The sequence below is a fragment of the Levilactobacillus andaensis genome, assembly GCF_016861695.1.
Taxonomy (GTDB): Bacteria; Bacillota; Bacilli; order Lactobacillales; family Lactobacillaceae; genus Levilactobacillus; species Levilactobacillus andaensis.
Genome location: NZ_BOLP01000010.1, coordinates 116489 through 142235, shown reverse-complemented (window position 1 = coordinate 142235; position 25747 = coordinate 116489). Strand labels below are relative to the sequence as shown.

General features: G+C 48.1%; 23 protein-coding genes. 15 read left to right on the top strand and 8 right to left on the bottom strand.

All coding sequences use genetic code 11. From position 1 onward, the window contains the following. Positions 1-91: 91 nt before the first annotated feature. From JUF10_RS08825 to JUF10_RS08815, 3 genes are read left to right on the top strand one after another with little or no spacing between them, the layout of a single operon-like run. Positions 92-973, top strand: a complete 882-nt coding sequence (locus JUF10_RS08825; protein WP_203641817.1) for an SNF2-related protein — start codon at positions 92-94, stop codon at positions 971-973. Beyond that, positions 963-2261, top strand: coding sequence for a DUF3440 domain-containing protein (locus JUF10_RS08820; protein ID WP_203641816.1), 1299 nt, complete (start codon positions 963-965; stop codon positions 2259-2261). The genes JUF10_RS08825 and JUF10_RS08820 overlap by 11 nt, the downstream gene beginning before the upstream one ends. After that, positions 2245-2766, top strand: coding sequence for an IbrB-like domain-containing protein (locus JUF10_RS08815; protein ID WP_203641822.1), 522 nt, complete (start codon positions 2245-2247; stop codon positions 2764-2766). Before JUF10_RS08820 ends, JUF10_RS08815 begins: the two co-directional genes overlap by 17 nt. A gap of 57 nt (positions 2767-2823) precedes the next feature. Here the strand turns inward: JUF10_RS08815 and JUF10_RS08810 are convergent, their stop codons facing one another. The 3 genes from JUF10_RS08810 to JUF10_RS08805 form a co-directional block, all read right to left on the bottom strand. Next, positions 2824-3033, bottom strand: a complete 210-nt coding sequence (locus JUF10_RS08810) for a helix-turn-helix domain-containing protein (RefSeq protein ID WP_203641815.1) — start codon at positions 3031-3033, stop codon at positions 2824-2826. Positions 3034-3202: 169 nt separating this feature from the next. Continuing rightward, a complete protein-coding gene (locus JUF10_RS14200) occupies positions 3203-3325 on the bottom strand; it encodes a hypothetical protein (RefSeq protein ID WP_268911967.1) in 123 nt (40 codons plus the stop codon). A 616-nt stretch (positions 3326-3941) separates the two neighbouring features. After that, on the bottom strand, positions 3942-4616 hold the full coding sequence (locus JUF10_RS08805; protein ID WP_203641814.1) for an EAL domain-containing protein: 675 nt from the start codon (positions 4614-4616) through the stop codon (positions 3942-3944). Between the two features lie 306 nt (positions 4617-4922). On the opposite strand from JUF10_RS08805, the gene JUF10_RS08800 reads away from it, so the two are divergent. Next, the gene (locus JUF10_RS08800) at positions 4923-6047 is read left to right on the top strand and encodes a GGDEF domain-containing protein (RefSeq protein WP_203641813.1); all 1125 of its coding nucleotides are present in this window, start codon (positions 4923-4925) and stop codon (positions 6045-6047) included. A 100-nt stretch (positions 6048-6147) separates the two neighbouring features. Continuing rightward, positions 6148-6351 (top strand): hypothetical protein, encoded by a 204-nt coding sequence (locus tag JUF10_RS08795; protein ID WP_143462833.1) that lies wholly within the window; start codon positions 6148-6150, stop codon positions 6349-6351. A 68-nt stretch (positions 6352-6419) separates the two neighbouring features. On the opposite strand, the gene JUF10_RS08790 is transcribed toward JUF10_RS08795, so the two are convergent. Further along, positions 6420-6749: a hypothetical protein gene (locus tag JUF10_RS08790; RefSeq protein ID WP_203641812.1), complete on the bottom strand. Its 330-nt coding sequence runs from the start codon at positions 6747-6749 to the stop codon at positions 6420-6422. 409 nt (positions 6750-7158) lie between these two features. Beyond that, complete coding sequence (locus JUF10_RS08785) at positions 7159-8379, bottom strand: RNA-guided endonuclease TnpB family protein (RefSeq protein ID WP_203641811.1); 1221 nt, start codon at positions 8377-8379, stop codon at positions 7159-7161. 303 nt (positions 8380-8682) lie between these two features. Here JUF10_RS08785 and JUF10_RS08780 point away from each other — a divergent pair, with 303 nt between their 5' ends. Then, positions 8683-10416 carry an ABC transporter ATP-binding protein gene (locus tag JUF10_RS08780; RefSeq protein ID WP_203641810.1) on the top strand — a complete coding sequence of 578 codons (1734 nt, stop codon included), beginning with the start codon at positions 8683-8685 and terminating at the stop codon, positions 10414-10416. Continuing rightward, on the top strand, positions 10409-12250 hold the full coding sequence (locus tag JUF10_RS08775) for an ABC transporter ATP-binding protein (protein ID WP_203641809.1): 1842 nt from the start codon (positions 10409-10411) through the stop codon (positions 12248-12250). Before JUF10_RS08780 ends, JUF10_RS08775 begins: the two co-directional genes overlap by 8 nt. 65 nt (positions 12251-12315) lie before the next feature. Here the strand turns inward: JUF10_RS08775 and JUF10_RS08770 are convergent, their stop codons facing one another. After that, positions 12316-13731, bottom strand: a complete 1416-nt coding sequence (locus tag JUF10_RS08770) for a hypothetical protein (protein ID WP_203641808.1) — start codon at positions 13729-13731, stop codon at positions 12316-12318. A gap of 235 nt (positions 13732-13966) precedes the next feature. Here JUF10_RS08770 and JUF10_RS08765 point away from each other — a divergent pair, with 235 nt between their 5' ends. Continuing rightward, positions 13967-14977 carry a serine hydrolase domain-containing protein gene (locus JUF10_RS08765; RefSeq protein ID WP_203641807.1) on the top strand — a complete coding sequence of 337 codons (1011 nt, stop codon included), beginning with the start codon at positions 13967-13969 and terminating at the stop codon, positions 14975-14977. 575 nt (positions 14978-15552) lie between these two features. On the opposite strand, the gene JUF10_RS08760 is transcribed toward JUF10_RS08765, so the two are convergent. After that, entirely contained in the window at positions 15553-16257 is a 705-nt protein-coding gene (locus JUF10_RS08760; protein WP_203641806.1) for a type 1 glutamine amidotransferase, read from the bottom strand. Continuing rightward, the gene (locus tag JUF10_RS08755; RefSeq protein WP_203641805.1) at positions 16254-17603 is read right to left on the bottom strand and encodes a Mur ligase family protein; all 1350 of its coding nucleotides are present in this window, start codon (positions 17601-17603) and stop codon (positions 16254-16256) included. The genes JUF10_RS08760 and JUF10_RS08755 overlap by 4 nt, the downstream gene beginning before the upstream one ends. Positions 17604-17809: 206 nt before the next feature. On the opposite strand from JUF10_RS08755, the gene JUF10_RS08750 reads away from it, so the two are divergent. The 7 genes from JUF10_RS08750 (at position 17810) to atpB (ending at position 25739) form a co-directional block, all read left to right on the top strand. Continuing rightward, positions 17810-18412, top strand: coding sequence for a thymidine kinase (locus JUF10_RS08750; RefSeq protein WP_203641804.1), 603 nt, complete (start codon positions 17810-17812; stop codon positions 18410-18412). Between the two features lie 632 nt (positions 18413-19044). Next, on the top strand, positions 19045-20130 hold the full coding sequence (gene prfA, locus JUF10_RS08745) for a peptide chain release factor 1 (RefSeq protein ID WP_203641803.1): 1086 nt from the start codon (positions 19045-19047) through the stop codon (positions 20128-20130). Further along, positions 20123-20965 carry a peptide chain release factor N(5)-glutamine methyltransferase gene (gene prmC, locus JUF10_RS08740; protein ID WP_203641802.1) on the top strand — a complete coding sequence of 281 codons (843 nt, stop codon included), beginning with the start codon at positions 20123-20125 and terminating at the stop codon, positions 20963-20965. Before prfA ends, prmC begins: the two co-directional genes overlap by 8 nt. Positions 20966-20985: 20 nt before the next feature. Further along, positions 20986-22002 carry an L-threonylcarbamoyladenylate synthase gene (locus tag JUF10_RS08735; RefSeq protein ID WP_203641801.1) on the top strand — a complete coding sequence of 339 codons (1017 nt, stop codon included), beginning with the start codon at positions 20986-20988 and terminating at the stop codon, positions 22000-22002. A gap of 703 nt (positions 22003-22705) precedes the next feature. Beyond that, positions 22706-23947: a serine hydroxymethyltransferase gene (gene glyA / locus JUF10_RS08730; protein ID WP_203641800.1), complete on the top strand. Its 1242-nt coding sequence runs from the start codon at positions 22706-22708 to the stop codon at positions 23945-23947. Positions 23948-24045: 98 nt separating this feature from the next. Further along, entirely contained in the window at positions 24046-24675 is a 630-nt protein-coding gene (gene upp / locus JUF10_RS08725; protein WP_203641799.1) for a uracil phosphoribosyltransferase, read from the top strand. 344 nt (positions 24676-25019) lie between these two features. After that, positions 25020-25739: a F0F1 ATP synthase subunit A gene (atpB, locus tag JUF10_RS08720; protein WP_203641798.1), complete on the top strand. Its 720-nt coding sequence runs from the start codon at positions 25020-25022 to the stop codon at positions 25737-25739. The last annotated feature ends 8 nt before the right edge of the window (positions 25740-25747 follow it).

Sequence of the window (25747 nt, the reverse complement as noted above, 5' to 3'; positions counted from 1 at the left end):
AGCAAGATCAAAAGCCGTCAGTTTTTGAAAAACATGAAAACTGACGACTTTTTTGGAAGGTATGAATAATTCAGGTAAGAAGCATGTATTTATGGTTGTTGATGAATCTTTGAAGATAAAAAATAGGAATTCAATTAGGACAAGAAGAGTCCTAAAATTATCAAAGCTTTCAGAGTTTAGATTAGTTTTAAATGGAACACCGATGTCTAAAAATGTTTTAGATTTGTGGAGCCAATTCGAATTTCTTTCACCTAAAATTCTAAGTATGAGCTACTACGAATTTTTAAATAATTTTGTAGAGTACATTGACTATAAGGATCCAGGCAAAAGGCTAGAAATTAGGTCATTTAGAAATTTGGATTATCTTTATAGCATTATTGAACCGTTTGTTTTTGATGCGAAGCTTGATTTGAACGTGTCTAGTCGAAATATTAAAGTTGACTATTTTTTAAGTAGAGAGGCCGACGATAAGTATCACGAAATCAAGAGGCACTATCTTTATGGATATAGTTCACTTGACGATAACATCTTTATGGCAATGGTTCAAAAGATGCAGCAAAGCTACTGTGATGATGATGACAAGATTGAAACTGCTATAAAAATTGCTGATAAGCTTGGTACAAGCGATACTTTAATTTTTTGTAAGTTTCTAAGAGGTGAAGAAGCGCTTAAAAAACGTGATCCCCGATTAAATGTTATCACTTACGGCAAGGGATCTTACGGGCTGAATTTGCAGAGCTATCATCATATTATTTTTTATGACAAAACATTTGACTATGCACAACTCGAACAAGCAAGGCGCCGTATCTATCGAATTGGTCAAGATGAAGATGTCACTTATCACTACTTAACTGGGGACGTTGGTTTAGAGCGCATGATTGATCGAAACATCGAGCATAAGGAGTCGATTTTATCCCATTTCAAAGGGATGATTGCTAAGGGCAGAAAGAAGGAATTGCTAGATGAGCTCTAAACACTATCTAAAGATTAATGTCTATCAAGCGGCTCAAAAACGACTGAATTTCGTATTTTCTAACTTCGATAATGTTTTAGTGGCATTTTCTGGTGGCAAAGATTCTGGCGTATTACTTAATTTGACAGTTCAATACGCACTCAAAAATGACTGTATGAGTAAGCTGTCGATGTATTTTTTAGACTACGAGGCTCAGTATAAGGCCACCATGGACTATGTGAAGGACGTATTTGACGAGTTCCCTGGTAGCAAATATTGGCTGGCCTTACCAAATTCGGTTCCGTCAGTAACGTCTATGACGAGCGGCCATTGGATACCTTGGGATAAAAGCAAGAAGGATATTTGGGTTCGCCCAATGCCGAGTGCAGATTATGTCATAAGTGAAGACAACGTTCCTTGGAATTACACTCCGGGAACAATCGATTACTCAGTTCAAACTGATTTTAATAAGTGGTTTGCTAAGAAAAATGGTAGTACCGCCGTTCTCATAGGAATCCGGGCTGATGAGTCGCTTGACCGTTACCGTGCGATTAAGTCAAAAAATAAAGTTAATGCGTTTGCTGGTAGAAATTATGTGACCAAGGTAGCCGATGGAGTGTACAATGCCTACCCAATATACGATTGGAGCGTTGAGGATGACTGGACTGTTAACGCTCGGTTCGGATTCAGCTACAATCACTTGTATGATCTGCTGTATCAGGCTGGGGTTCCACTTAACAAAATGCGGGTAGCAAGCCCATTTCTAAGTCAGGGAATCGATTCTCTTTACCTGTATCGAGTGATTGAGCCAGATACTTGGGGTAAGATGCTTGGACGCGTCAATGGTGCAAATTTTGCCAGTATTTATGGCCGCACGAACGCCATGGCGTGGCGCGACATTACTCTGCCGAAGGGATATACATGGCAGTCCTACGTTAAGTTCTTGTTGTCTACGCTGCCAGAAGACAGTCGCAAAGATTATGAACGGATTTTTGCTACGTCAATTAAGTTCTGGAAAGAACGTGGTGGGGTCTTGGACGACAAAACGATTGATCAGTTGAGAGAGGCTGGAGTTCCAGTCAAGATAGTAGGTAAGACAAATTATAAGACTGAAAAGGTAGCCGTAACTTTTAATGAGTATCCGGATGATGTCCCCGTTGACAAATTCAAACTCGTACCGTCTTTTAAGCGCATGGCGATTACCATCATGCGGAATGACCACACGGCCAAGTACATGGGCTTCAGCCGTACCAAGGCTCAAAATGAAAGGAGACGTAAAGCAATTGAACGATATGAAAACATCCTCTAAAAGTTTTGTTTCCCCTGCATATAATGTTTTTCGAATTCCAGTAGAAAAGATACAGGCAAACTCTTATAATCCCAATCATGTTGCCCCTCCGGAGATGAAATTACTTTACCAGTCAATCAAACAAGATGGCTATACAATGCCTATCGTTTGCTACTACCTAAAGGACGAAGATAAATATGAGATTGTCGATGGGTATCACCGGTATACCACCATGCTTAAGCATAAAGATATCTTTGAGCGGGAAGGAGGTTGTCTGCCTGTTACCGTGATTGATAAACCACTAGATGATCGAATTGCCTCAACCATTCGCCATAATCGGGCCCGCGGAACGCATGACGTTGACCTGATGGTGAACATTGTTGAAGAGCTTACCGAGTCTGGCATGAGTGATCAGTGGATTATGAAAAATATTGGTATGGATGCTGATGAGCTACTGCGTTTAAAGCAAGTAAGTGGAATTGCCTCTCTTTTTGCAGACCGTGAATTCGGCCACGCATGGGATTGACTGAAGCATCGATAGCAAATAAAACCGTCCTGTCGATTGGCAGGGCGGCTTTATTTGCTATTTAATTTCTCCATGGCCGGTGACGGCCTCCATTCCTTCACGGGTTACGATTAGTTGCCGTCCTAGTAAACGCACGGTCCCTTCAGGAAAGCGTGTTGGATTGCTCCGTAGGATCTGTCGCACGTAGTCAGGGGCTTTCCCCCAACGCAATGCGGCTTCTTTAGCGGTCATGATTTCCTCATCGTTTAAATTGATATGTTTTGCCAAGTTAGTCACCTCATATAATTCTAAATAGACGGAGAATGCTGACAAGTAGTGATAAAGAACTGACAGCGATGGCTACGTAAAGAAGCTTAGTTATCTTTTTGCTCATAATAAAGGCCTCCGTGTTATAATTTGGGTACAACGAAGTAAGGGCCTTTCGACCCTTACCTTGTTACTTGTGTGGAATAAGGGCTTCGATGATAACCGTAATGCCTTGAATGATGTTGATGACTAGTAGTATAGTTGTCAAATCTGCATTACGTTCTTCGGAGCTCTTTTCCTTTTTGTGCTTCATTCCCTCATCTCCTTTACATCTATTATAATACACCTGTTAGTGTACACTGTCAAGTGTATATTGTGAAAAAATAAAAAGAATTCATAGTTTTATCCGTGAATTCTTAAGTCGTTTTTACTGATATCAAGGTGTTTGTGACGATTTACAGCATGAGCAGGGAAGGGATTGCTGAAGATGAAAGAGTACTTCTGTGCGATGAATTGTCCCGTGGCGTCGTAGTCGCCATAGATGACGGTCTTCAGTGGTAAGACGCTGGTTCGGACTTGATGCCAGTGCTCAATTGCGCTATCTTTAAGTAAGCAATTGACAGATTTTTCACCTCAATCCCATTATAACGAACAAACGTTCTTTAACTCAATGCTTTTTTAAATCTCGATTTATTATAGTAGAAAGCATTCTTCGCAGATTCTTCGCATGAGTATATCCCATTAAGTACAAACTCCGGTGCTACAGGGTTTGCGGGGTCTGTCCCCATTGGATACATATTCCGTGCGGGTGATACTTAAGACGACGTTTATAAATAAAGAGCACTGAATCGTTGATTTGACAACGCTTCAGTGCTCTTTATTTTTTAGATATTAACAAAAAAAGAACCAGCATCCGAAAATGCCAATTCTTACTTGTCGCCATCCAATTTGAAGAGGTGGGGCTTCCCATAGAACCAACCTTGACGAAGATCAATCTCTAGGTCATCGGCCATTTCATGTTCTTCCTCATTTTCGACCCCTTCAAGGATCAAACGGAGCTTGTATTGTTTCGCAATCTTATTCCAAAAATTCAGGGCTTCGGGAATTTCATTTTCACGTTTCTCCTGCCGGAAGTTTTGCATGGCAAACTTGATTTCACTGGCGTAAGGGAGAATCGGTTCCAGGTGGTCATACGTGTTGACCCCGGTACCAATGTCATCCAAGCTGAGTTGAATCAAATGGTCGTCGAAAAAATGGACCTGATCGATAATCTGTTGATTGGAGACCTTTTTGTCGGTGACCTCTTCAGTGACCTCTAAAACCAAATTCACCGGATAAATGTGCCGCTGAGCAGCAATAATAGCATTGGCAATGGTGGGGTCAATGAATTGGCTTTGGTTAACGTTAAACGAAACGGAACCGATCTTTAAAGCTAACTTTTTGGCCGTCCGGTCGATGAGGTCTGCCTGAACATCGATGGGAATGGACGCAAAGTCGTGGGGTAGGACCCACTTGCCATCAACCTGCTGACGAATCAGCAACTCATAACCAATCAACGAGTTGTTGGAGACGTCTAGTTGTGGCTGAAGAAAATAGCGATACATAGTCATAAGTTCCTCCTTACAGGTCGTCTGCTACCATCATACTTTATTTTGACGATTAAAAATAGAGTAAATCAAAGGAAAAATTGGACAGGGTGGCGTTTTTGGTCGTATTAATTTTGGACACAACATATTATATTATATAAAGGTTTATGGTTTTATTATATGGTTTGCCTTATAGTAGGAGTAGTGAGTTATTTAGCCCGGGGTCGTATTTTCCGCTGTGGAAACGCGGACTAGCTGGGAATAACCGGTGTTTTAGTCGACAATCGGTTTCTAAACTTAACTAACGAGGAGAATGATTAGACAATGGCATGGTCAATTTGGCTAGTTCCCCCAATCATCACAAGTGTATTCTTTGTTCTAGGGGTCATTACGCTGTACTGGTCAATTTTTAATTGGGTGACGGCGAAGGTTGAATCACAAAACAAACCAGTTAACGTCAAAAGGGTTCAGATTGCCATCGGGACGACATGTGCCGTCGTATCGGTGTTTGCATTACAATTGATCGTTCGCGACAGTCATTTATCGTGGACGTTTACCAATTTTCAACTCTTACTGTTGATTTTTGTAGCTTATTTCTTACAACTAAAGATTCCCCATTGGCTGATTTTCTTGGCCGGGGTTGGCTTTATGCTGATGAATGGTAACTCTACAGCAATTTTGTCGTGGGTTTACACGATTTTGTTCGTTATATTTTACGTGATTTCTTATCAACAGAGTACCCATCTGTGGCGGTGGCCGTTTACGCGGTACATCACCATTGCGATGCTCTTTGCCATGGCGTTGTGGTTCCTGGTCAAGCTACGTTTCCACTTGGATTGGAACACGTACTTCATTGAACTAGGGGATTACGCTGTTCTGGCATCGCTAATGTACGGTTACTTCAAGATCCAAGATAAGGACCGCCGCATTAAGGACCGACTCTTCCAGTCCGCTAACTGGGATGCGTTGACTCGTGTTCAAAATTATGCGGCGTATGACCGGGCAATTGCGTACCAATTTCAACAGAGTACCGCGCACAATACGGACCTGTCGATGGTGATGTTCGATATCGACCACTTTAAGCACGTCAACGATACCTATGGTCATTTGGCTGGGGATGAAGTTCTCAAGCAGGTTGCCAGCACGGTCACGGCGACGCTGAAGAAAGTTGACAGTAAGATCATCTTATATAGAACCGGTGGGGAAGAGTTCAACATTATCTTCCCGGATTACGACTTGAATCGGACGCGAGAAGTGGCCGAACAAGTCTTTGATGCGGTGAAAGAACTTGAGATTCCGTACAATGATGTGGTCTTAAACGTGACCATCTCCGTTGGGGTCTCGGTCTTGAGCGCTAGTGATCACAACCCGCTGGACTTTTACAAGCGGGTCGATGCGAACCTCTATCATTCGAAGAAGAATGGTCGCATGCAGATTACGGCTGGTTAAGTAAAGGATAATTCGAACGAAGATTCGTGCCAAACGGCCAAATTTAGTGTAAAATGGCTGCTAGTCGTGGGAGTGTCTACGACGGATTGGAGCGATTATCGTGGTTTTACTCTTATTGTTACTCTTATTGTTATTCCCAATTCTCCGGTTGGTCTTTGGCCTAGCCGGATGGTTACTGGGAATCGTCGGGACAGTGATTATCGGGGCCATCGTCTTAGTTGCCTTTGCCGCCTTATTCCGGTTCTTCTTGATTGCCGTTGTGGTCGTCGGGGGACTGTGGGCGTCACGCGCGCTATTTAATTAATGTATAGGAAAAGGGGCCACAGAAGTGATAAACTTCCATGGTCCCTTTAGTTTGCGCCGGATAAGCGCTTATTCAAATGAGAGCTCAACCAAATAAGTGTGTTCCTCTGGCACGTAGCCGGTAGTTATCCAGACCTCACGGTAGTCTAGCTTAGACGTTCGTGTCTGGTCAAAGAACGTATTGAGGAGATCCCCGTTTTTAGCTAAAAAGTTTTCATCCATCCGGTTGACCAACAGGTGGCCCGCTGGGAAGTAAATATCAGCGTTAGCGACCGAAACCGTATCGGGGACGCCAATGGTAATGACGTTACTGTTGCGTTGCCGAATGAACCGGACCTGTTGCGGATGTCGGTGGATGTAGGTTAAGACGTTATAGATTGAATCAGAGTTGCTCGCCACAGTTTTCTGTCTCCCTTCGGTGTCTACTATTGTAACAAATATTTTTAGCTTTACCAGTGGGATGTTTAGTCAATTAACTGGTTGGGGGAGTTGGTCGAGTGGTGGTTTTGCTTGGGAAAATGGTGTAGATGACTGCTAAATTAGTAAATTTATTATCAGCCGAGCCCAAACTGACACTAATGGCCTACCTCGGAATTATTCTGGTAATGACCGTTGGCAACCAGTGAGAAGACTGGTGATTTTGACCGCAAAGCCGGTGGATAGTTTAAGTCAATTGCCCCTGAATGAATTCAGAGGCTTGTCGCTCACGTGTCTGGTAACACAGTAGTCCAACATGCCTGTTAGGGCACTCCTACTCGTAGTGGCAACATCATCGGGTAATTGACGGCTACCCGTTTAACTGCCAGGTTTACCCAGCAGTTGTTAGCTTCTTAATCTTTGGATGCTTGATGCCGCTCAACCAATCCCGTCCCAACATCTCAATATTTATTGCTCCTAATCGGTCATCATTACAACGATACTGGCATTGTTGACACCAATATTCGTGCGTTTCATGGTGACGATTAGTCTTCTCAACTAGACCGCACTTTGGACAGCGTTGTGAGGTGAATGCTGGACTCACTTTCAAGACAGCACTTTGAATAGCCTGGGCCTTGTACGTTAAGAAAGATTCAAGCTGGAAGAAGGACCAGGAACGGTGACTATTGCGTAATGCTTTAGGTAAGTCATCGGTGTTGAATGTCACATTGGTTAAGTCCTCCAAAACGAAAAGTGTATGCGAACCGTATATCACAACGAGTGTCTTAGCTAGCCGATGATTCACATCGGTCATCCAGCGGTTCTCTCGTTGAGCCAGTTGCTTCAGCTTCTTCTTGGCAGACCTGGTACCCTTACTCTGTAATTGCCGACGAGTCTCTAAGAATTTCTTCCGCTTACGTAAGATTTTTTGACCATCGAAGAATAGCGTTCTTTTTTCACTATCAAAGGTAGTTGCCAAGAACCGTAAACCACGGTCAATACCGACAATCTGTGGTTTACCTTGTTGGTCAAAATCAGGAACCCCTTTGGTAATACCAATATGGAGGAACCACTTGCCCTGGTTATGGACCAATTTGGCGGTACCGAGTTTCCAGTTACCAGTAAAGTATTTCTCGAATCCTTTGTCAGTAAACCCTAACTTAGTCCGTTTACCTAGAGTGGTTATCGAGATTTGCCGTATCTTATCCACGAAAGAATAGTTGCTCTGGCGAACCAAATCTGCTTGTGGCCGATGAAACTGAATGGGCTTTACCAACCAGCTCAAGTCTTTGGAAACTTGAATCCACTTGTTTTCTTCATTCTCGTAGCGATAAGGATGTTGCTTCATTTGTTCTTGAACTGTCTTGTAGCGAGCCACAACCGTTCGAAATACAGACTGGACCATCTGACTATTGAGCGGTGATCCTTGTCTTAATATTTTGTACAGATGGTGGTTGATTTTTAACCAACTCAGTTGAAACTCATGGTCAAAGATCCATTGACTGACAAGATTAGCTAATCGTTGATATTCATGGCTCATTGCTAGAAATTGATCTGCTTGATTTGTGTCCGGATAGAGTCTCAGCTTGATTGTTCGTCCCAGCTTAGTCAATAGCTACCTCCCCTGAAGATTGGTTTAAGTATACCACGTTTTGCTCTTGAGAAGGGGAACGTACGTTTTGGAAACAGTTAAATTCTGGCATTCATCCCGCGATTAAAATCGCAGGTTTTCTGCTTAGTTGTTAATAAATATTGTCACGAATTGATTTAACTGACGCATTATTGAGGAGGTGTGAGCAAGGAAAATTTGCGAGTAATCCTTTATTGCAAACCGAATTGAGCAGAGTATAATTATCGCATATGCAGTTTTGAAACTTTTACAGAGTGTACAGTATAGAAAGAAGGCCAAAATTCAATGATGCGACTTGCCCGTAAACACTTGGACTGGTGGGCAGTAGTCCTTGCGGTGGGTTTTATGATTATTCAGGTTGCCTGTGATTTATCGTTGCCAACATTAACCTCTAATATCATTGATAAAGGGATTGCGAACAATGATATTGGCTACATCTGGCGCACTGGTGGCCAGATGTTGCTCTTAAGCTTTATCGGTGTGCTGGGCGCGGCGGGTAACGTTTACTTTGCGTCAACACAGTCGCAGAAGATGGGGCAGCGGATTCGGACCAGCCTCTTTAAGAAGGTCACGTTTGCCTCGACCGAAGAGTTTGAAACGGTTGGGAATGCCTCACTGATTACCCGGACGACCAACGATGTGGTTCAGATTCAAAACGTCATGGTCCAAATGCTCCGGATGATGTTGATGGCACCAATCATGTTAATTGGTGCTGGTGTTCTGGCCTACGTCAAGAGTCCACGCTTAACGCTGGTCTTCTTGGTGGCCTTGCCAGTATTGGCAATCTTTACCGGGGCCATCATGGTCTTTGCCGTGCCATTATTCAAGAGTCTTCAAAAGAAGATCGACCGGATCAACTTGGTCTTCCGTGAAGGCTTGACCGGTGTCCGGGTTATTCGGGCGTTCAACCAAGATAAGTTTGAACAGGACCGCTTTGAAGGGGCCAACCAAGACTACACCCAAACTGGGATCAAGGTCTTTATGATTGTGTCGTTGATGTTCCCGATTATCACGTTGATCGTGAGTGGGACCAACATCGGTATCGTCTGGTATGGGGGCCAATTGATTGGTAACCAAGCCCTTGAGGTTGGGAACCTGGTTGCATTCATGACTTATGCAACGCAACTGTTGATTAGCTTCATGATGGTTTCCATGGTCTTTGTCTTCGTTCCCCGGGCACAAGCTTCTGCTGCGCGGATCAACGAGGTCATGGACTTGAAGTCGAAGATCAACGATGCCGATGCACCAGTTGATTTGACGCAGGGCCAAGCTAGCTTAACCTTTGACCACGTTAACTTCCGCTACACGGGTGCTGAGAAATTAGCGCTGGCCGACGTGAACTTTAACGCGACGGCCGGTCAGACTGTGGCGATCATTGGGGGAACCGGTTCTGGGAAATCCACACTGGTTAACCTGATTCCCCGGCTATTTGATCCCGAAAGTGGTCAAATCAAGTTGAACGGGACGTCACTGACGGCGGTTAGTCAAAAGGCATTGCATGATGCAATCTCGATCACGCAACAACAGGCTGTATTGTTCTCCGGAACGGTTCGTAGCAACATGGTCTTCGGGATGCCTGATGCGACCGACGACCAGATTTGGCACGCCTTGGACGTGGCTCAAGCCAGCGACTTCATTAAAGAAGAGGGCGGCTTAGACATGACCGTTGAACAAAACGGGGATAACTTCTCCGGTGGACAACGGCAACGGCTAGTCATTGCGCGGACAATTTTGAAGCGCGCCAGTGTCTACATTTTTGACGACTCCTTCTCTGCCTTGGACTTCAAGACGGACTCCCTGTTACGTCAAGAATTGCGTAAGGACGACCAAGTTCAAGCTGGTGTGACCGTCATCGTGGCCCAACGGGTATCTACGGTGGCCGATGCCGACCTGATTCTGGTCATTGACGGCGGGAAGATCGTCGGTCAAGGGACACATGATGAGTTGAAAGCAACTAACGAAACGTACCAAGAAATTCTGGATTCACAACTCCGAAAGGGGGACGTCATCGATGCGTAATGGACGCGGTGCCGCTACGAAACAGCGGCCACAAAAATTCTGGGGAACGACTTTCCGGTTGTTCCGCTACATGAAGCGCTGGCTCCCCGGTATCTTCGTCGTCTTAGTCTTTGCCGTGGTTTCGGTAATCTTGCAGATCAAGACGCCAAAGATTTTAGGTGAGGCCACAACGGAACTCTTTAAGGGTGTGATGAAGGGCCAGGCTGAATTGAAAGCCGGAATCGGCATTCATAGCTTCCCAATTGACTTTAGTAAGATCGGCCACATTCTGATTGTCGTCGGTATCATGTATGCCGGGGCGGCCTTGTTTGGGGTCGTGCAACAGTTGATCATGAGTTGGATCTCGCAAAAGGTCGTTTACCGGTTACGGCGCGACTTGAAGCAAAAGATGCAACGCCTGCCAATCGGTTATTACGATACGCATAGCAACGGGGACTTAATGTCCCGGATGGCGAACGATATGGATAACATTGGTGGGACGCTCCAACAAACGCTGTCACAAATGGTAACCAGTGTGCTGACCTTCTTTGGGGTGCTGTACATGATGTTAACCATTAGTGGTTGGTTGACGTTGGTTGCCCTGATCTCCGTGCCACTGAGCTTACTGGTGGTCATGATCGTGGCACCAAAGTCACAACGGTTCTTCGCGAGCCAACAGAAGAACTTGGGACTGTTGAACAACACGGTTGAAGAAACCTATGCGGGTCATACGGTCGTCAAGACGTTCAACCGTGAAGGGGTGACCCAAGAAGAGTTTGAAGAGCACAACCAAAAGTATTACCAATCAGCGTGGAAGGCTCAATTTGTGTCTAGCTTGATCTTCCCCCTGATGAACTTCGTCAAGAACCTGGACTACTTAGCCGTTGCGGTTATTGGTGGGATTCAGGTTGCTAACGGGACGGTTAGTTTGGGGAATGTGCAGGCCTTCCTGCAATACACGAACCAATTCTCTCAACCCATTACGCAAATGGCGAACTTGACCAACACGATTCAGGCGACGATTGCGTCTGCTGAACGGATCTTCTCCGTCTTGGACGAGGAAGACATGCCCGACACGGCGACGGCTGAGGTTCCAGCAGCAACGACACCAGCGGACAGCGTCATCGAATTTAATGACGTGGCCTTCCAGTACGTGGCAGACAATCCGCTGATCGCCGACTTCAATCTGAAGGTCAAGCCGGGTGAAATGGTCGCTATCGTTGGCCCAACTGGTGCCGGGAAGACGACCATTATCAACCTGCTTGAGCGGTTCTACGATGTGAAGTCCGGGGAAATCAAGTACCGGGGCCAAAACACCAATACCGTTGACCGGGCTGGTTTGCGCCGGAACTTTGCCATGGTGCTGCAGGATACCTGGTTATTTACCGGGAGTATCTTCGACAACATCAAGTATGGTCGTGAAGACGCCACGGATGATGAGGTCTACGAAGCAGCCAAGGCTGCCCACGCCGACACCTTCATTCGTCAGCTGCCAGACGGTTACGATACGATCCTGAATGAATCAGCAACGAACATTTCGCAAGGGCAACGTCAATTGTTGACGATTGCTCGGGCCTTCGTGGCTGATCCCGACGTGTTGATCCTGGATGAGGCAACGAGTTCAGTCGACACGCGGACGGAAATGCTGATCCAGCACGCCATGGAACGTCTCTTGGCTGGCCGGACAAGCTTCGTGGTTGCTCACCGGTTATCCACGATTCAAAATGCCGAAAACATTGTGGTCATGAATCATGGGCACATTGTTGAGACGGGGAACCATGAGAGCTTGTTAGCTGCTGATGGCTTCTACGCCGACCTGTACAACAGTCAGTTTACGGGTAATAATTTAGCTTAATCATTTCAAAAAACGAGTGTCGCACGAGAGACGTAGGTCTTGAGTGCGACGCTTTTTTGTACAGACTAAGTTAGGTTCAGTCTTGCTTGTTCCTTGAAATATTGGTAGGCCTGGTTGACAATATCTGCTGGAGATTGTCGATAAACCAAGCGGATATTGGGGCGCGACTTAATTTGAGTCTTCGTCAACGTTTCCAGGACCGCGTGTGAGAGGCCTTCACTCATCAAGAAAGTGAGGTCAATCTGCTGGCCAGTGGCTTGCTGTGTGATCCAGGAGATGCTTTTCTCACGATTATTGACGATTGTTGGGGCGGCGCCGAAGAAGCGGAAGGCCTGATTCAGGGTTTGTGTTTGCTGCCAAGTCACAATCAGGATTCGTTTGCCGGTTAGAAGGGCTTTGCCATCGTCGGGGAGCCAACCCGTGAAGTGCATGGGATGTGACCGCTGATGAAGGCGCCGCATTTTGTCACGATTGAGGTCATGAGGTGTCACTTCAGCGTACGTTTGCGTGAGAAGGACGCTGTGATTGCCTGTTAAAATACCGGCATAAATAACATCCAAGCGTGGTTCAGTGCCCTGGTCCAAGTCATAATTGGGCAGAATTCGGTCGTCAATCGTCTTGAATGCCAGGTGGTTATTAATTTTGATGAAGTAGCCATAGGTTTGTTTCTCATGGCGAATAGTTAAGCTTTCGAGCCGCAATTGGTGATAGCGCTTAGCAAATTCTGGTAACCATGGGATCTGCTGGAAGTTTTCAGGTGTCAGGAAAACTTTTAAACGGTCTTCTAAGTGTTGTGGCGAGTCGCTGTGAAGAAGATTGATCTTTTGATGGAGCCTGCTTATGGATGCCTGATTGGCAGCACGTTCTTGCTTGAGGCGGGTTACCTTATCCTTCAACATGCGTTCCCGTTTTAGGGCCAAGCCAAGCTGTTTCTTAACGAAAATGAGTTTATTAAGTTGCTTTCGCTGGTCACGAGTTTGCTGAGACCTTTGTGAGAATTGCTGGAACCGCCTGGCGTTTTTGAGGCGATTCTCAGCGGCCTGAAGTAGGAAGCCCGCCTGAGCAAAGTAGGCCTGAACGTAATTGATCTGTCGTTGAGTCATGGCGGCATCAAGCTGTTGGGCCTGGTAGCGGTGGACGATATCGGCATTTTCCCGCTGGAGTTCTTGGTTTTGTTGGCGGAGTGCTTGGTTTTCTTGTTTTAGACGACGCTGTGATTGTTGGGTAATGCGTAATTTTTCCCGTAGTTCGCTAGCCTGCTTACTGACCTGTGCCCGCTTTAATTGACGACGTAGACGGCGAATTTCGGATTTCAGGGTGTTATTAGCGGTCGGATGATCATTTGAGCCGGTTAGTACGAGTGGGGAGCGTTGTTGCTGTTCACGTTGCCGGTAGCGTGCTAGAAGTTCTGATTTATTGTCCTTGGCACGCCGCTTGTCTTGTTTTGACTGCTCGATAAAATCAAACTGTTGATTAACCATGGGAACCACCTTTCAGAATAAGTAGATTAAGTTTAACCTAAACGGATGGCGATACCGAGGGATTTGCTCATTCATATTTTTATAAAAAGCATTATTTTTTTAATGTGACGGCGTACATTTTGCGTGCAGAAACTCCCGGTTAATCCTTAGGGTTTGTTGTCATTTTCACCAGAGAATTGCGTCCACGGGCCAGCTGTGGGTACAATGAAGGCTAGAGAAAGTAGAGGCGATGGCGATGACTTATCCACAAACAAAGGCGGCGCTGCGGCGGTTGGTGACTGAAAAGGTCGTGCCGGGCGTGAGCTATGCGCTAATCGATGGCGATAGCGTGGAAATTGGAGAAATGGGGCAGGCGGCACTAGTCCCGCAGCCGGAAGTTTTGCGGCCGGGGATGGTCTACGACGTGGCCTCACTGACCAAAGTTGTTGGGACCCTCAGCGTGGTGCTCCAACTCTTGGACCAAGGACGACTCCAACTGACGGATGCGGTGTCACGGTGGTTACCGGAATGGCAGGACAGCCGGGTCACGATACGTCACTTGCTGACGCATACGTCGGGCATCGTTGGCTACATTCCCAATCGCAATCAGCTAAACGCAATGGACTTAACGCACGCCTTGCTTCACCTGCATGTGGGACCGACATTTAATCGGAAAATGGTCTATGCGGACATCAACTATATCTTCTTGGGCTGGATTGTCGAGCGTGTCTTGGACATGCCGATTCAAGTGGCGGCTAAACAACGCGTCTTGGACCCACTAGGGATGACACACAGCACGTTTACACCGGCTGACCCGCAGCAGTGTGTCCCCACGGCAATCACAGCCGGTCGGGGATTGGTCCGTGGTGAGGTTCACGACCCCAAAGGTTACGTTTTGCAGCGCCGGTGCGGCTCGGCTGGCCTGTTCAGTACGGCTGAGGATCTGGCAACGTTCTGCCACGCTTATCTCCATCCGGAGACCTGTCCGGCGGTGTTGCCGCCAACGTGGGTTCATCGGCTGACCGAAGACTGGACACCAACAGGACAGGCCGGTCGCTCACTGGGCTGGGCTCTGACCGCCACCCAATGGCCACGACCGCATCGCGTCATCTGGCACTCCGGCTTCACGGGCACGTACTTGGTCATCGACCAGCAAGCACAGCAAGCCATGGTATTTCTCACGAACCGGGTCCACCCGGTGGCACCAAACTTACCGTACCTGGACCAACGTAATGCGGTGATTGGCACTTACTTGGCTGAGAAATAGTTGATTAATGTCTGGACTTGCTGAGGATTCCGCACTGCGGCTGCCAGGGATTCCGCCTGCTGTGGGGAACGTCTCCAGACAAAGAGCGGTCTTCCGCCTCGCTTTGAAGCCGCGAAGAGCACGCGTCTCCAAAGTCGTCCCGTGGCGTAGGTTGACAAAAAACGTCAACTAACGCCACCTTCGCGGCTGGCTACATCCCTGGCCTCCTTCGGCTACGATCGGTACTGTCGACATGACAGACGTTCAAACCCAAAAATACTGTAGGTGCCAGATTGTGGGAATTGCTGCAGTCTCACTGGTTTTGATTTTGTTGCCGGAGGACATCAGTGTAAGCCGAGAGGCCGGCAGATATGGGCTCAGGCGCGTCGTTCTGCTTAGTCAGTGTTCGTTGCTGGCTTAGCAGAACGACCAAGCTTGGAGCCTCGTGATTTTCGAGGCTTCAAGTTGTGTCCGCACCGTTCCAGCCCATATCTGCCGGCCGGTAAGGCGATGGGTCATACTGTGCGGTCAATAGAGCATACGAAAAAGGACGTTGTCCCGCCGGAAATGGCTGGATAACGTCCTTTGTGTTGGCATTAGAAGGTTGCGGGAATCGGTAAAGCTTTCTGTTGACTGAAATCGGCGTCCGGATACTTCCGTTGTAAGGCGGCCACCAGCAAATGCTTGGCGATGTCGCCGTTTCTGGTGAGAATCGGGCCGTGGAAGTAGGAGCAGTAGACGTTCTTGTAAATCGCGCCTTCTGTGCCGTCTTCACCGTTGTTTCCTTTACCGGAGACCACATTACCTAGGGGACGTTCGCCATCGCCGAGGAATGTCCGGCCTTGATGGTTCTCAAAGCCGTGGTACGTCTCGCCAGTTTCTTGGTTTTTAATGACGATGTTACCAATAAACCGGTTGTGGTCTTGCGCCAGCGTATAGTGGTCCAAGGCGCCGATGCCGGGCAGCTTTTCACCATCGGCTCCGATGTAGTAGTGACCGAGTAGTTGGAAACCGCCACAAATGGCCAGTAGGGGACCATCAGATTCGATGAACTTGGTCAATTCGGCCTTCTTGGTCTGGATATCCTGAGACACAATGGTCTGTTCGAAGTCCTGCCCGCCGCCGAAGAAGGCTAGGTCGTAGTCGGCCGCCTTAAAGTCTTCCTCGAGGCTGACGACGTTAACGTTTAAGTGGACGTCCATTTGCTTAGCATAGTAGTTCAGTGCCAAGATATTTCCGACGTCACCGTAAGTGTTCATGAGGTCGCCGTACAGATGGGCGACGTTTAATTCGTAAGTCATACGCCGAGACCCTCCTTGATGTAGCCCTTGGTTGCTAAAATTTTCCGTAATTGCAGCATGGCCGTGTAGGTGGCCAGCACGTAAACACGTTCGGTTGGCACCTCTTTGATCCGGTCGACCACTTTCTCCAAGTCGGGTTCAACGATGTGCTTGTCGTCGGGAATCCCAGCGACTTTCAAACGGAAGGTAATGTCCTTGTACCGTTCGCCACCAGTGATGACGGCGGGAATGTCGCGGTTCGTTAGCTGTTCGAAATCACCGTCCCAGATCCAACTGGTATCGATGCCGTCCGCGTAGTTGGCGTTCAACAGGCCAACCAGTGAAAATGGATGCGTGTCCGTCCCAATCATGTGGAGGACTTGGTCGAGGCCTACGGGGTTCTTCACCAGAATAATCGTGACCCGTTTGCCATCGACGTCGATGACCTCTTGCCGTCCGAAGACTTGTTGGTTGGCGTTAAAGGCGTCACTGATCTGTTCGGGGTCGACGCCCATGAACCGACCAACGGCATAGGCAGCCAGTGCGTTGTAGATGTTGTAGGTCCCGCCGACCTGAATCTTGAAGGGGTGACCGTCAATTTCAAATTTTGAAGACGTTGGCGTTTGTTCACCTAGCTTGGTCAAACGGTAGGTCAACTCTGGCCGCGAGAAGCCACAGTTCGGGCAGAAATACTTGCCTTGGTTACTGTAGGTCAGGGAGTGGTAGTGCAAGATGTGCTCACAGTTGGGGCACAGCACACCGTCCGTGTTAGGTCTAGCCTTGAAGTCGCCATCGGGTTCGTTATCGAAACCGTAGTATTGAATCGGGTTCGGGAGTTCCTTAGAATGGAAGATCGGCGAATCGCCATTGGCAATGATCGTTGCGTTTGGTACCAGCGCCACGCCATCCAGAATCTTTTGGTAGGTGGTGTAGATTTCACCGTAGCGGTCCATTTGATCACGGAAAATGTTGGTGAACACAAAGGCCTTGGGCTCAATGTACTGTGTGACCTTGATGACGTTAGCTTCGTCGACTTCTAAAACGGCCAGTGGACGGCCAGTCTTGGGGTTCTTGGCGTTAAGAAAGGTCGTGACGATACCTTGTTCCATGTTGGAACCGGTCGGGTTGGTCAAGATTGCTGGGTACTTTTCGTGGAGCACAGAAACTGTCAATGCGGTCGTCAAGGTTTTCCCGTTAGTCCCGGTAATAACGATGACGTCGTATTTGGCCCCGAGGGTTCGTAAAATGTTGGGGTCGAGTTTTAATGTAATTTTACCTGGGAGAGAACTCCCCCCGTGAAGAAACGTGTGGAGAAACCAGTAAGAGGATTTCCCCGCGAAGGTGGCTACGCCGCTTCTGAATGACATGGATATTTCGCTCCTTAATCGCGACAAGATTTTTTAGTGTCGGGTACCTTAATATTCAAGCCTTAATTTTAGCATTTTTTAAGCGTTTAGGGGAGGACCTTGCTTGAACTTTGGGAAATCGCAAGGAAAGTTTGCTTGCGTGACGGTCGAATTTTGCCAGCTAATCAGCTATAATAGATAGAAACTGTCAAAAAGGTGGGAGTAACGTGGCGCAGCTATTTTTCCGTTATGGCGCAATGAACAGTGGGAAGACCATTGAGATTCTTAAGGTCGCTCACAATTACGAGGAACAAGATAAGCGAGTCATTATTATGACGAGTGGGCTGGATACCCGTGATGAGGTCGGTTACATTGCTAGTCGAATTGGGCTCAAGCGTAAGGCGCACCCAATCTTTAAAGAGACCAATCTGTATGATGAAATTGAACGTATCGATGCTCAGGCCAACTGTGTGCTGATCGATGAAGCCCAATTTTTGACCAAGGCCCACGTGCTGCAGTTGGCGAAGGTTGTCGACGAGTTACACATTCCCGTGATGACCTTTGGCTTGAAGAACGATTTCCGTAACGAATTGTTCGAAGGCTCCAAGTACCTCATGCTGTACGCGGATAAGATAGAAGAAATGAAGACCATCTGCTGGTTCTGTACCAAGAAGGCCATCATGAACTTGCGGTTCCACGACAACAAGCCGGTCTACGAGGGTGAGCAGGTTCAAATCGGCGGCAACGAGGCCTACTACCCAGTTTGCCGGCGTCACTACTTCAATCCACCATTAGACCAATTCGGCAAGCAGGATAGCGATGCAAAATAAGCTCGGCTTGGCCGGGTAAATGTGATAAACTGGCAGTTCTGAGGCAAATCACATGTGGGCTGAAAGATGGGTTGTGCTGGCTGGTCGCACTGCGGCTGCCAGGGATTCCGCCTGCTGTGGGGAACGGCTTCAGACGAGGGGCGGTCTTTCGCCTCGCTTTGAAGCCGCGAAGAACACACGTCTTCAAAGCCGTGACGGTGGTGTAAGCCGACATAAGACGCCAGCTAACACCACCGTCACGGCTGGCTACATCCCTGGCCTCCTCCGGCTCAGATTGATTTTTTCTATGACCAGGCGCTTGAAACTGTAAGTAGCGAATAGATAGATACAGCATAATTTATGACAACTAGTATGGCTATGATCTAGCGTGTTTTGTTGCCATAAACTACCAACGTAAGCCGAGAGGTCGGCAGATATGGGCTCAGGCGTGTCGTTCTGCTTGGTCAGCGTTCTTAGCTGGCTTAGCAGAAGGCCAACCTTGAAGACTCGGCACTTGCGAGGCTTCAAGGTGTGCCCGCACCGTTCCAGCCCATATCTGCCGGCCGGTAAGGCGCAAGTAATCACCATGTAGCTCTTACGTAAAATAACACAATAAAAATGTAGTTCCACAAATTGAAACGAGGTTAAATCGAATGGACGAAATGTTTGACAAGCTCCAAGCCGTGGCGGACCGCTACGACGAATTAAATGAACTGATCAGTGACCCTGAAGTGATTGCGGATACGCAAAAATTCATGGCCCTCTCTAAAGAAGAAGGGGAATTGCGCGAGACCGTCGACAAGTATCACCAATACCAAGACGTGACCAAGCAGATCGCCGATGACGACGAGATGTTGCGTGAAAAGCTCGACGATGACATGGATAGCATGGTCAAAGAAGAACTGAAGGACCTCAACGAACAAAAGGCTAAGTTGGAAGAAGACATCAAGGTCCTTCTTTTGCCTAAGGACCCGAACGATGACAAAAACATCATCATGGAAATCCATGGGGCCGCTGGTGGGGATGAAGCCAGTTTATTTGCCGCCGACCTGTTTAGCATGTACTCCAAGTACGCCGAACGCCAAGGCTGGACGATCGAAGTCGTTGACGAGAACGCTACCGAAGTTGGTGGGTTCAAGGAAATCGTCATGATGATCTCCGGGGACAAGGTCTACTCCAAGCTGAAGTATGAAAATGGGGCGCACCGTGTGCAACGGGTCCCAGTTACCGAATCTGCTGGTCGGGTACATACCAGTACGGCGACCGTTGGGGTGATGCCCGAAGAAGAGGATGTTGATATCGATATCGATCCTAAGGACATTCGGACCGACGTTTACCGGTCATCTGGTGCCGGTGGACAACATATCAACAAGACGTCTTCTGCCGTGCGGATGACCCACTTGCCAACGGGAATCGTCGTTGCCATGCAAGATGAACGGTCACAACAACAGAACCGGGCCAAGGCCATGACCATTTTACGGGCACGGGTCTACGACTACTACAAGCAACAAGAAGAAAATGCCTACAACGCGGAACGGAAGTCTGCCGTGGGGACCGGGGATCGCTCCGAACGGATTCGGACTTACAACTACCCGCAAAACCGGGTGACCGATCACCGTATCGGGTTGACGCTGAACAAGCTTGACCGCATCATGAACGGTGAATTGGATGACGTCATTGATGCATTGATTCTGTCAGACCAAGCCGCCAAGCTTGAAGACTTGAAGAACAATGGCTAAGCTGACTTTTTTTCAGCTTTTAAAGGCCGCTGAGCAACAGTTGGCTGCCGCTGGTCAGGATACCAGTGCGGCGCAGTATCTGTTGTTGGAGGGTCAAGCGTGGTCGTTTACCACACTAGTTCAACATTACCGTGACGCCGTGCCAGTTGAGTTGGCGGCGACCTATCAGGACCAGATCAAACGGGTCTGTGCCGGCGAGCCCGCACAATACATTCTGGGACACGCGCCATTTTACGGGCGGGAGTTCCAAGTGACCCCGGCGACACTGATTCCCCGTCAAGAGACGGAAGAATTGGTCGAGTGGGTGTTGGCCGTTGCGAAGCCGAAAACTAGCCTCTTAGATGTGGGGACGGGGAGTGGCGCTATCGCCATTTCGCTCAAGGCGGAGCGGCCAGATTGGACGGTCACCGCGACGGATATTTCTGCGACGGCAGTTGATGTGGCACGACAGAATGCGCAGCAGTTGCAGGCGCCAGTCACATTTACCGTAGGCGACCTACTGGAACCGGTACGGGGGCAGCGATTCGACATTATCGTGTCGAACCCGCCTTATATTGACCGCGCGGAGTTGCCCGTCATGGACGACTCCGTTAAACGTTACGAGCCGGATTCAGCGCTGTTTGCGGATGACCACGGGTTGGCGTTTTATCGTCGCTTTGCGGCTGAACTGACCACGGCCTTACAACCGGCTGGTCAGTTTTTCGCTGAAATTGGCTATCATCAGGGGGCAGCGGTGCGTGAAATTTTTGCACGTGCCTTGCCAGGTGCCACGGTGACAGTTAAAACGGACATCAACGGCCATGATCGGATGGTTCGCGTTCAATTGAAAAGTTAGGATGGGAGATTAGAGAATTAATGGAAACGAAAATTTTTCAACCAAATGAAATTGATAAGGCGGCCGCTGCCATTCGGGCGGGCCAGTTGGTGGCTTTTCCCACTGAGACCGTCTATGGCTTAGGTGCCGACGCCACCAACGAACAGGCCGTTAAGCAGGTGTACATTGCCAAGGGCCGTCCTAGTGACAACCCACTGATCGTTCACGTCACGGGCGAGGACACGGTGAAGCAATACGCCCAACCGTTGTCCGACAAGGCCGAAGCGCTGATCAAGGCGTTCTGGCCGGGGCCCTTAACGTTGATCTTTACCTTACAACCCGGAAAATTATCGAAGGCAGTCACTGGTGGTTTAAATACCGCGGCTTTTCGTAACCCGGACAACCAGGTGACCTTGGACTTGATCAAGGCGGCTGGTGTGCCGTTGGTTGGGCCTTCTGCAAATACGTCCGGGAAGCCTAGTCCAACCTTGGCTAAGCACGTTTATCATGATTTGAACGGCAAAATTGCCGGCATCTTAGATGACGGGCCAACCCAAGTCGGTGTTGAATCGACCGTGCTGGACATGTCGACCGAAATTCCAACGATTTTGCGTCCAGGTGGTGTGACCGAGAAACAACTGGAAGCCGTGATTGGCACAGTTCAATCGAATCACCACAAGGTCGGCAAGGGTGAGATTCCTAAGGCCCCTGGGATGAAATACAAGCATTACGCCCCTAACGCACAGGTCACCATCGTCGACAACGAAGCCGACTGGCCTGCAGCGTTGGCTTGGGCAGCGCAACAGGACGGTACGATTGGGGTCATGGCGTTAGATCATATCCTGACGGCCGACAAACTGCCAACCAATACTGAAGCCTTTTCACTGGGCGCTGACATGACCAGTGCCAGCCACCGTTTGTTCGCGGGTCTGCGTCATTTTGACCTGGAGTCACCCGTGACGGGCATCCTGGCACAAGGGTTTGCGGCCGAGGGCTTGGGTGCGGCGTACATGAACCGCTTGAACAAGTCCGCCGGGCAACAACATTTTGAAAAGTAAATTAATGGGGCACGTTGGTCGTTAAGGCTGACGTGCTTTTTCTAATGGGAAAAATGATAGCATCTGTGTTCGTTGGGCGCCTACAGTTTTTTCACCTTACCAGTCGTCAGAAGGTCATCGTCAATTGATGGCTAGGAGAAGTTGTTGTTACCGATTGAAACTGAAATTTGGATTGTACAAAAGAAATTTAACGGAGAAGTGACTGTCCCACGAACTAACAGAAATTCTGACCAGCGAGGGTATAAACTAGTTTATCCTTTGTCGTTGAACACTTGTTGGCCAGACGTTATTGTTATTGGGCTTAGTTAGGGACTCTAAACTGATTTCTTGTGGGGAGCTCAATCTGAGCCGGAGGAGGTCAGTGATGTAGCCAGCCGTGGTAATCTTGTTAGCTGGCCGCTGGCTAGCTAACATGATGGGCGACTTTTAAGACACGGGTTCTTCGTGGCTTAAAAGCGAGCGAGAAGACTGGTGTTCTTCCAGGCTGAACGTCCCCACAGCAGGCGGAATCCCTGGCAGCCGGAGTGCGGCCATTTTCAGTATTTTCTTGTTCAAGAGGCAACTAATTTCATCAAAGGGTAGGGCAGTTTGTAGGGACGCATACCGCAACGCCCGGTATAAAAAGATAAATAAGCCATCGTGGCCCCGCGACACTAGAAAATTTGGTAGAATAAAATTAATTACAGTTCAGGAGGGATCGCCAGTGAATTTTAAAGAAAAGGATCCAGCATTATGGGGCGCCATTGCGAAGGAAGAGCAACGTCAAGAAGATACGATTGAATTGATTGCTTCCGAAAACATTGTGAGCGAAGCTGTGCGGACAGCACAAGGGTCCGTATTGACGAATAAGTATGCTGAAGGTTATCCGGGCAAACGGTACTACGGGGGAACCCAGTACATTGACGTGGTTGAGCAGCTCGCCATTGACCGGGCTAAGAAGCTGTTTCACGCCGAATATGCGAACGTTCAACCTCACTCCGGGTCGCAGGCCAATCAAGCCGTCTATGCGGCATTTTTGAAGCCTGGCGACACGATTCTCGGAATGGGCCTCGATGCCGGTGGCCATTTGACCCACGGCGCCAAAGTCAATTTCTCTGGTAAAATCTACAACGCCTATAGTTATGCGTTGAATCCGGATACGGAACTCCTGGACTACGATATGATTCGTGAAGTGGCGCAGAAGGTTAAACCCCAGATGATCGTTGCGGGGGCGTCCGCTTACTCACGTTTTATTGACTGGAATGCCTTTCGAAAGATTGCGGATGAGGTCGGCGCCTATCTGATGGTCGACATGGCCCACATTGCCGGGCTGGTCGCTACGGGACTACATCCTAGTCCGGTTGGCATCGCTGACGTAGTGACCACGACGACGCACAAGACGTTGCGCGGGCCACGGGGCGGTTTGATCCTCTCTCAAGAAGAGAATGCTAAACGGATCAATTCAGCTGTATTCCCAGGGACGCAGGGTGGCCCATTGGAGCACGTGATTGCTGGGAAGGCCGCGGCGTTCTTCGAAGACTTACAACCGGAATTTAAAGATTACGCCAAGCAGATTATTGTGAACGCCCATGCGATGGCTGATGAGTTTGCCAAATTACCAGCCGTGCGGGTGATTTCCGGTGGAACGGACAATCACTTAATGACGCTTGATCTGTCGGCAACGACGCTCAACGGGAAGCAGGCTCAGGACTTGTTGGATAGCGTCATGATCACTACCAATAAGGAAGCTATTCCAAATGAAAAATTGAGTCCGTTTAAGACGTCCGGTATCCGTATTGGAACACCAGCCATCACAACGCGGGGCTTTAACGCCGATGAATCACGCGAGGTTGCCCGACTGATCGTGCAGACGATTACGCACCCCGATGACGAGCAAATTTTGGCTGATGTCCGGCAACGGGTTCATGAGTTGACCAGTGCCCACCCGTTAAATGCCTTACCCTAGAAAAAAGTTTTAGAAAAAACGTTTTCATTTAAAATTTGTCCGTTTTGCAAGCGAAGATAATGGTACAATTGTAAGAAATCATAAAGGAGCGTTTATTCATGGGGAAGTTTCAAGTACTTGACCACCCGTTGATTCAACACAAACTGACGATTATCCGGAACAAAGACTGTGGGACCCGCAGTTTTCGGGAGGTTGTCAACGAAATCTCGACTTTAATGGCATATGAGGTTTCACGCGATATGCCGCTTCAAGATAAGAAGATCGAGACGCCAGTGGCTAAGATGACGGCCAAAGAGCTTTCCGGTAAGAAAGTGGCCATTGTTCCAATCCTACGTGCTGGGATTGGGATGGTCGACGGTATCCTAGAGTTGATTCCTGCTGCTAAAGTCGGACACATTGGGATGTACCGGGATGAAGAAACGCTCCAGCCTCATGAATATTTTGTTAAGTTGCCGTCCGACATTGATCAGCGACAAGTATTTGTTGTGGACCCAATGTTGGCGACCGGTGGTTCTGCAATCATGGCGATCGATGCCTTGAAGAAGCGTGGCGCAAGCAACATTAAGTTTGTCTGCTTAGTTTCCGCTCCAGAAGGGGTTAAAGCCTTGCAAGAGAAGCACCCTGACGTGGATATTTACACGGCGGCTCTTGACGACCACCTGAACGAAGATGGCTACATTGTGCCTGGCCTCGGCGATGCCGGAGACCGGCTGTTTGGGACGAAGTAAACTTTAAAGAGATTCGGCTAATTCGGCCGAGTCTCTTCTTTGTTTCAGTAAGGTCACTTTTTTAATGATTTGAGTTGGTTTTTTTAGCGGGGCGTTTGCGCACGCAAATAGACTGTGAAAACGCTAACTATCCTTTTAGGACTTGAATTTTACCCAAGTGGTTGGGAATGTTTAGCCTGTGAAAAATTGTTTTGTTTTTTGTTTGGATTGGTGGTATCATTTCCAGTGTATTTGAATGGAGCACTCGCTTCGTTCGCTATTCCGCTTTTCTTGAGAAGACCGCTTGCATGAAGGGGTCAGCTTAGGGATTGCGTCCATATAGTGTTGAAAAGAGGTGATATTCGGTGAGTGATGATCCAGTTTCAACCTTCCAGTTCCTGGGACTGACATTTAGTACTGCTAACGTTGTATCCGGTTTGGTTGTTTTCCTACTGGTAGTGGCAGTCGTTTTTTTCACTTCGAGGAAATTGGCCATGAAGCCAACCAAGGGGCAAAACTTCTTGGAATGGCTGATTGATTTTACCAACGGAATTTTGAAGGGATCCATTCCTGCCGGCGATGTCGGTAAGTTCGGTTTGTGGGGGTTCACTCTGTTCCTGTTTCTCTTTCTTTCTAACGAAATTGGGTTGTTTATCCAGGTGGCGACTCGAAGTGGGGCGACGATTATGCGTAGTCCAACTTCAGATCCCATTGCGACGTTAACGTTCTCGTTGATGACGATGATGATCGCCCAATTCGCAGGAGTTTGGAAATTAGGTTACAAGGCGCACTTTGCAAACTACATGAAGCCCTTTGTGTTCTGGCTTCCAATCAGTATTTTTGAGGAATTCACGAACTTCTTGACGTTGGGTCTTCGTATTTTCGGGGTTATCTTCTCTGGTGAAATGCTATTAGGGGTAATCTGGAATCTGGCAGTTTCACACGGTATTGTAACGATGATTATTGCATTGCCAATCGAAATGGCTTGGCAAGGATTCTCCGCGTTCTTAGGAGCTATCCAAGCGTTCGTTTTCGTTACGTTGTCATCAGTTTATATTTCTCAAAAGCTAGAACTCGAGGAATAAGTTTTATC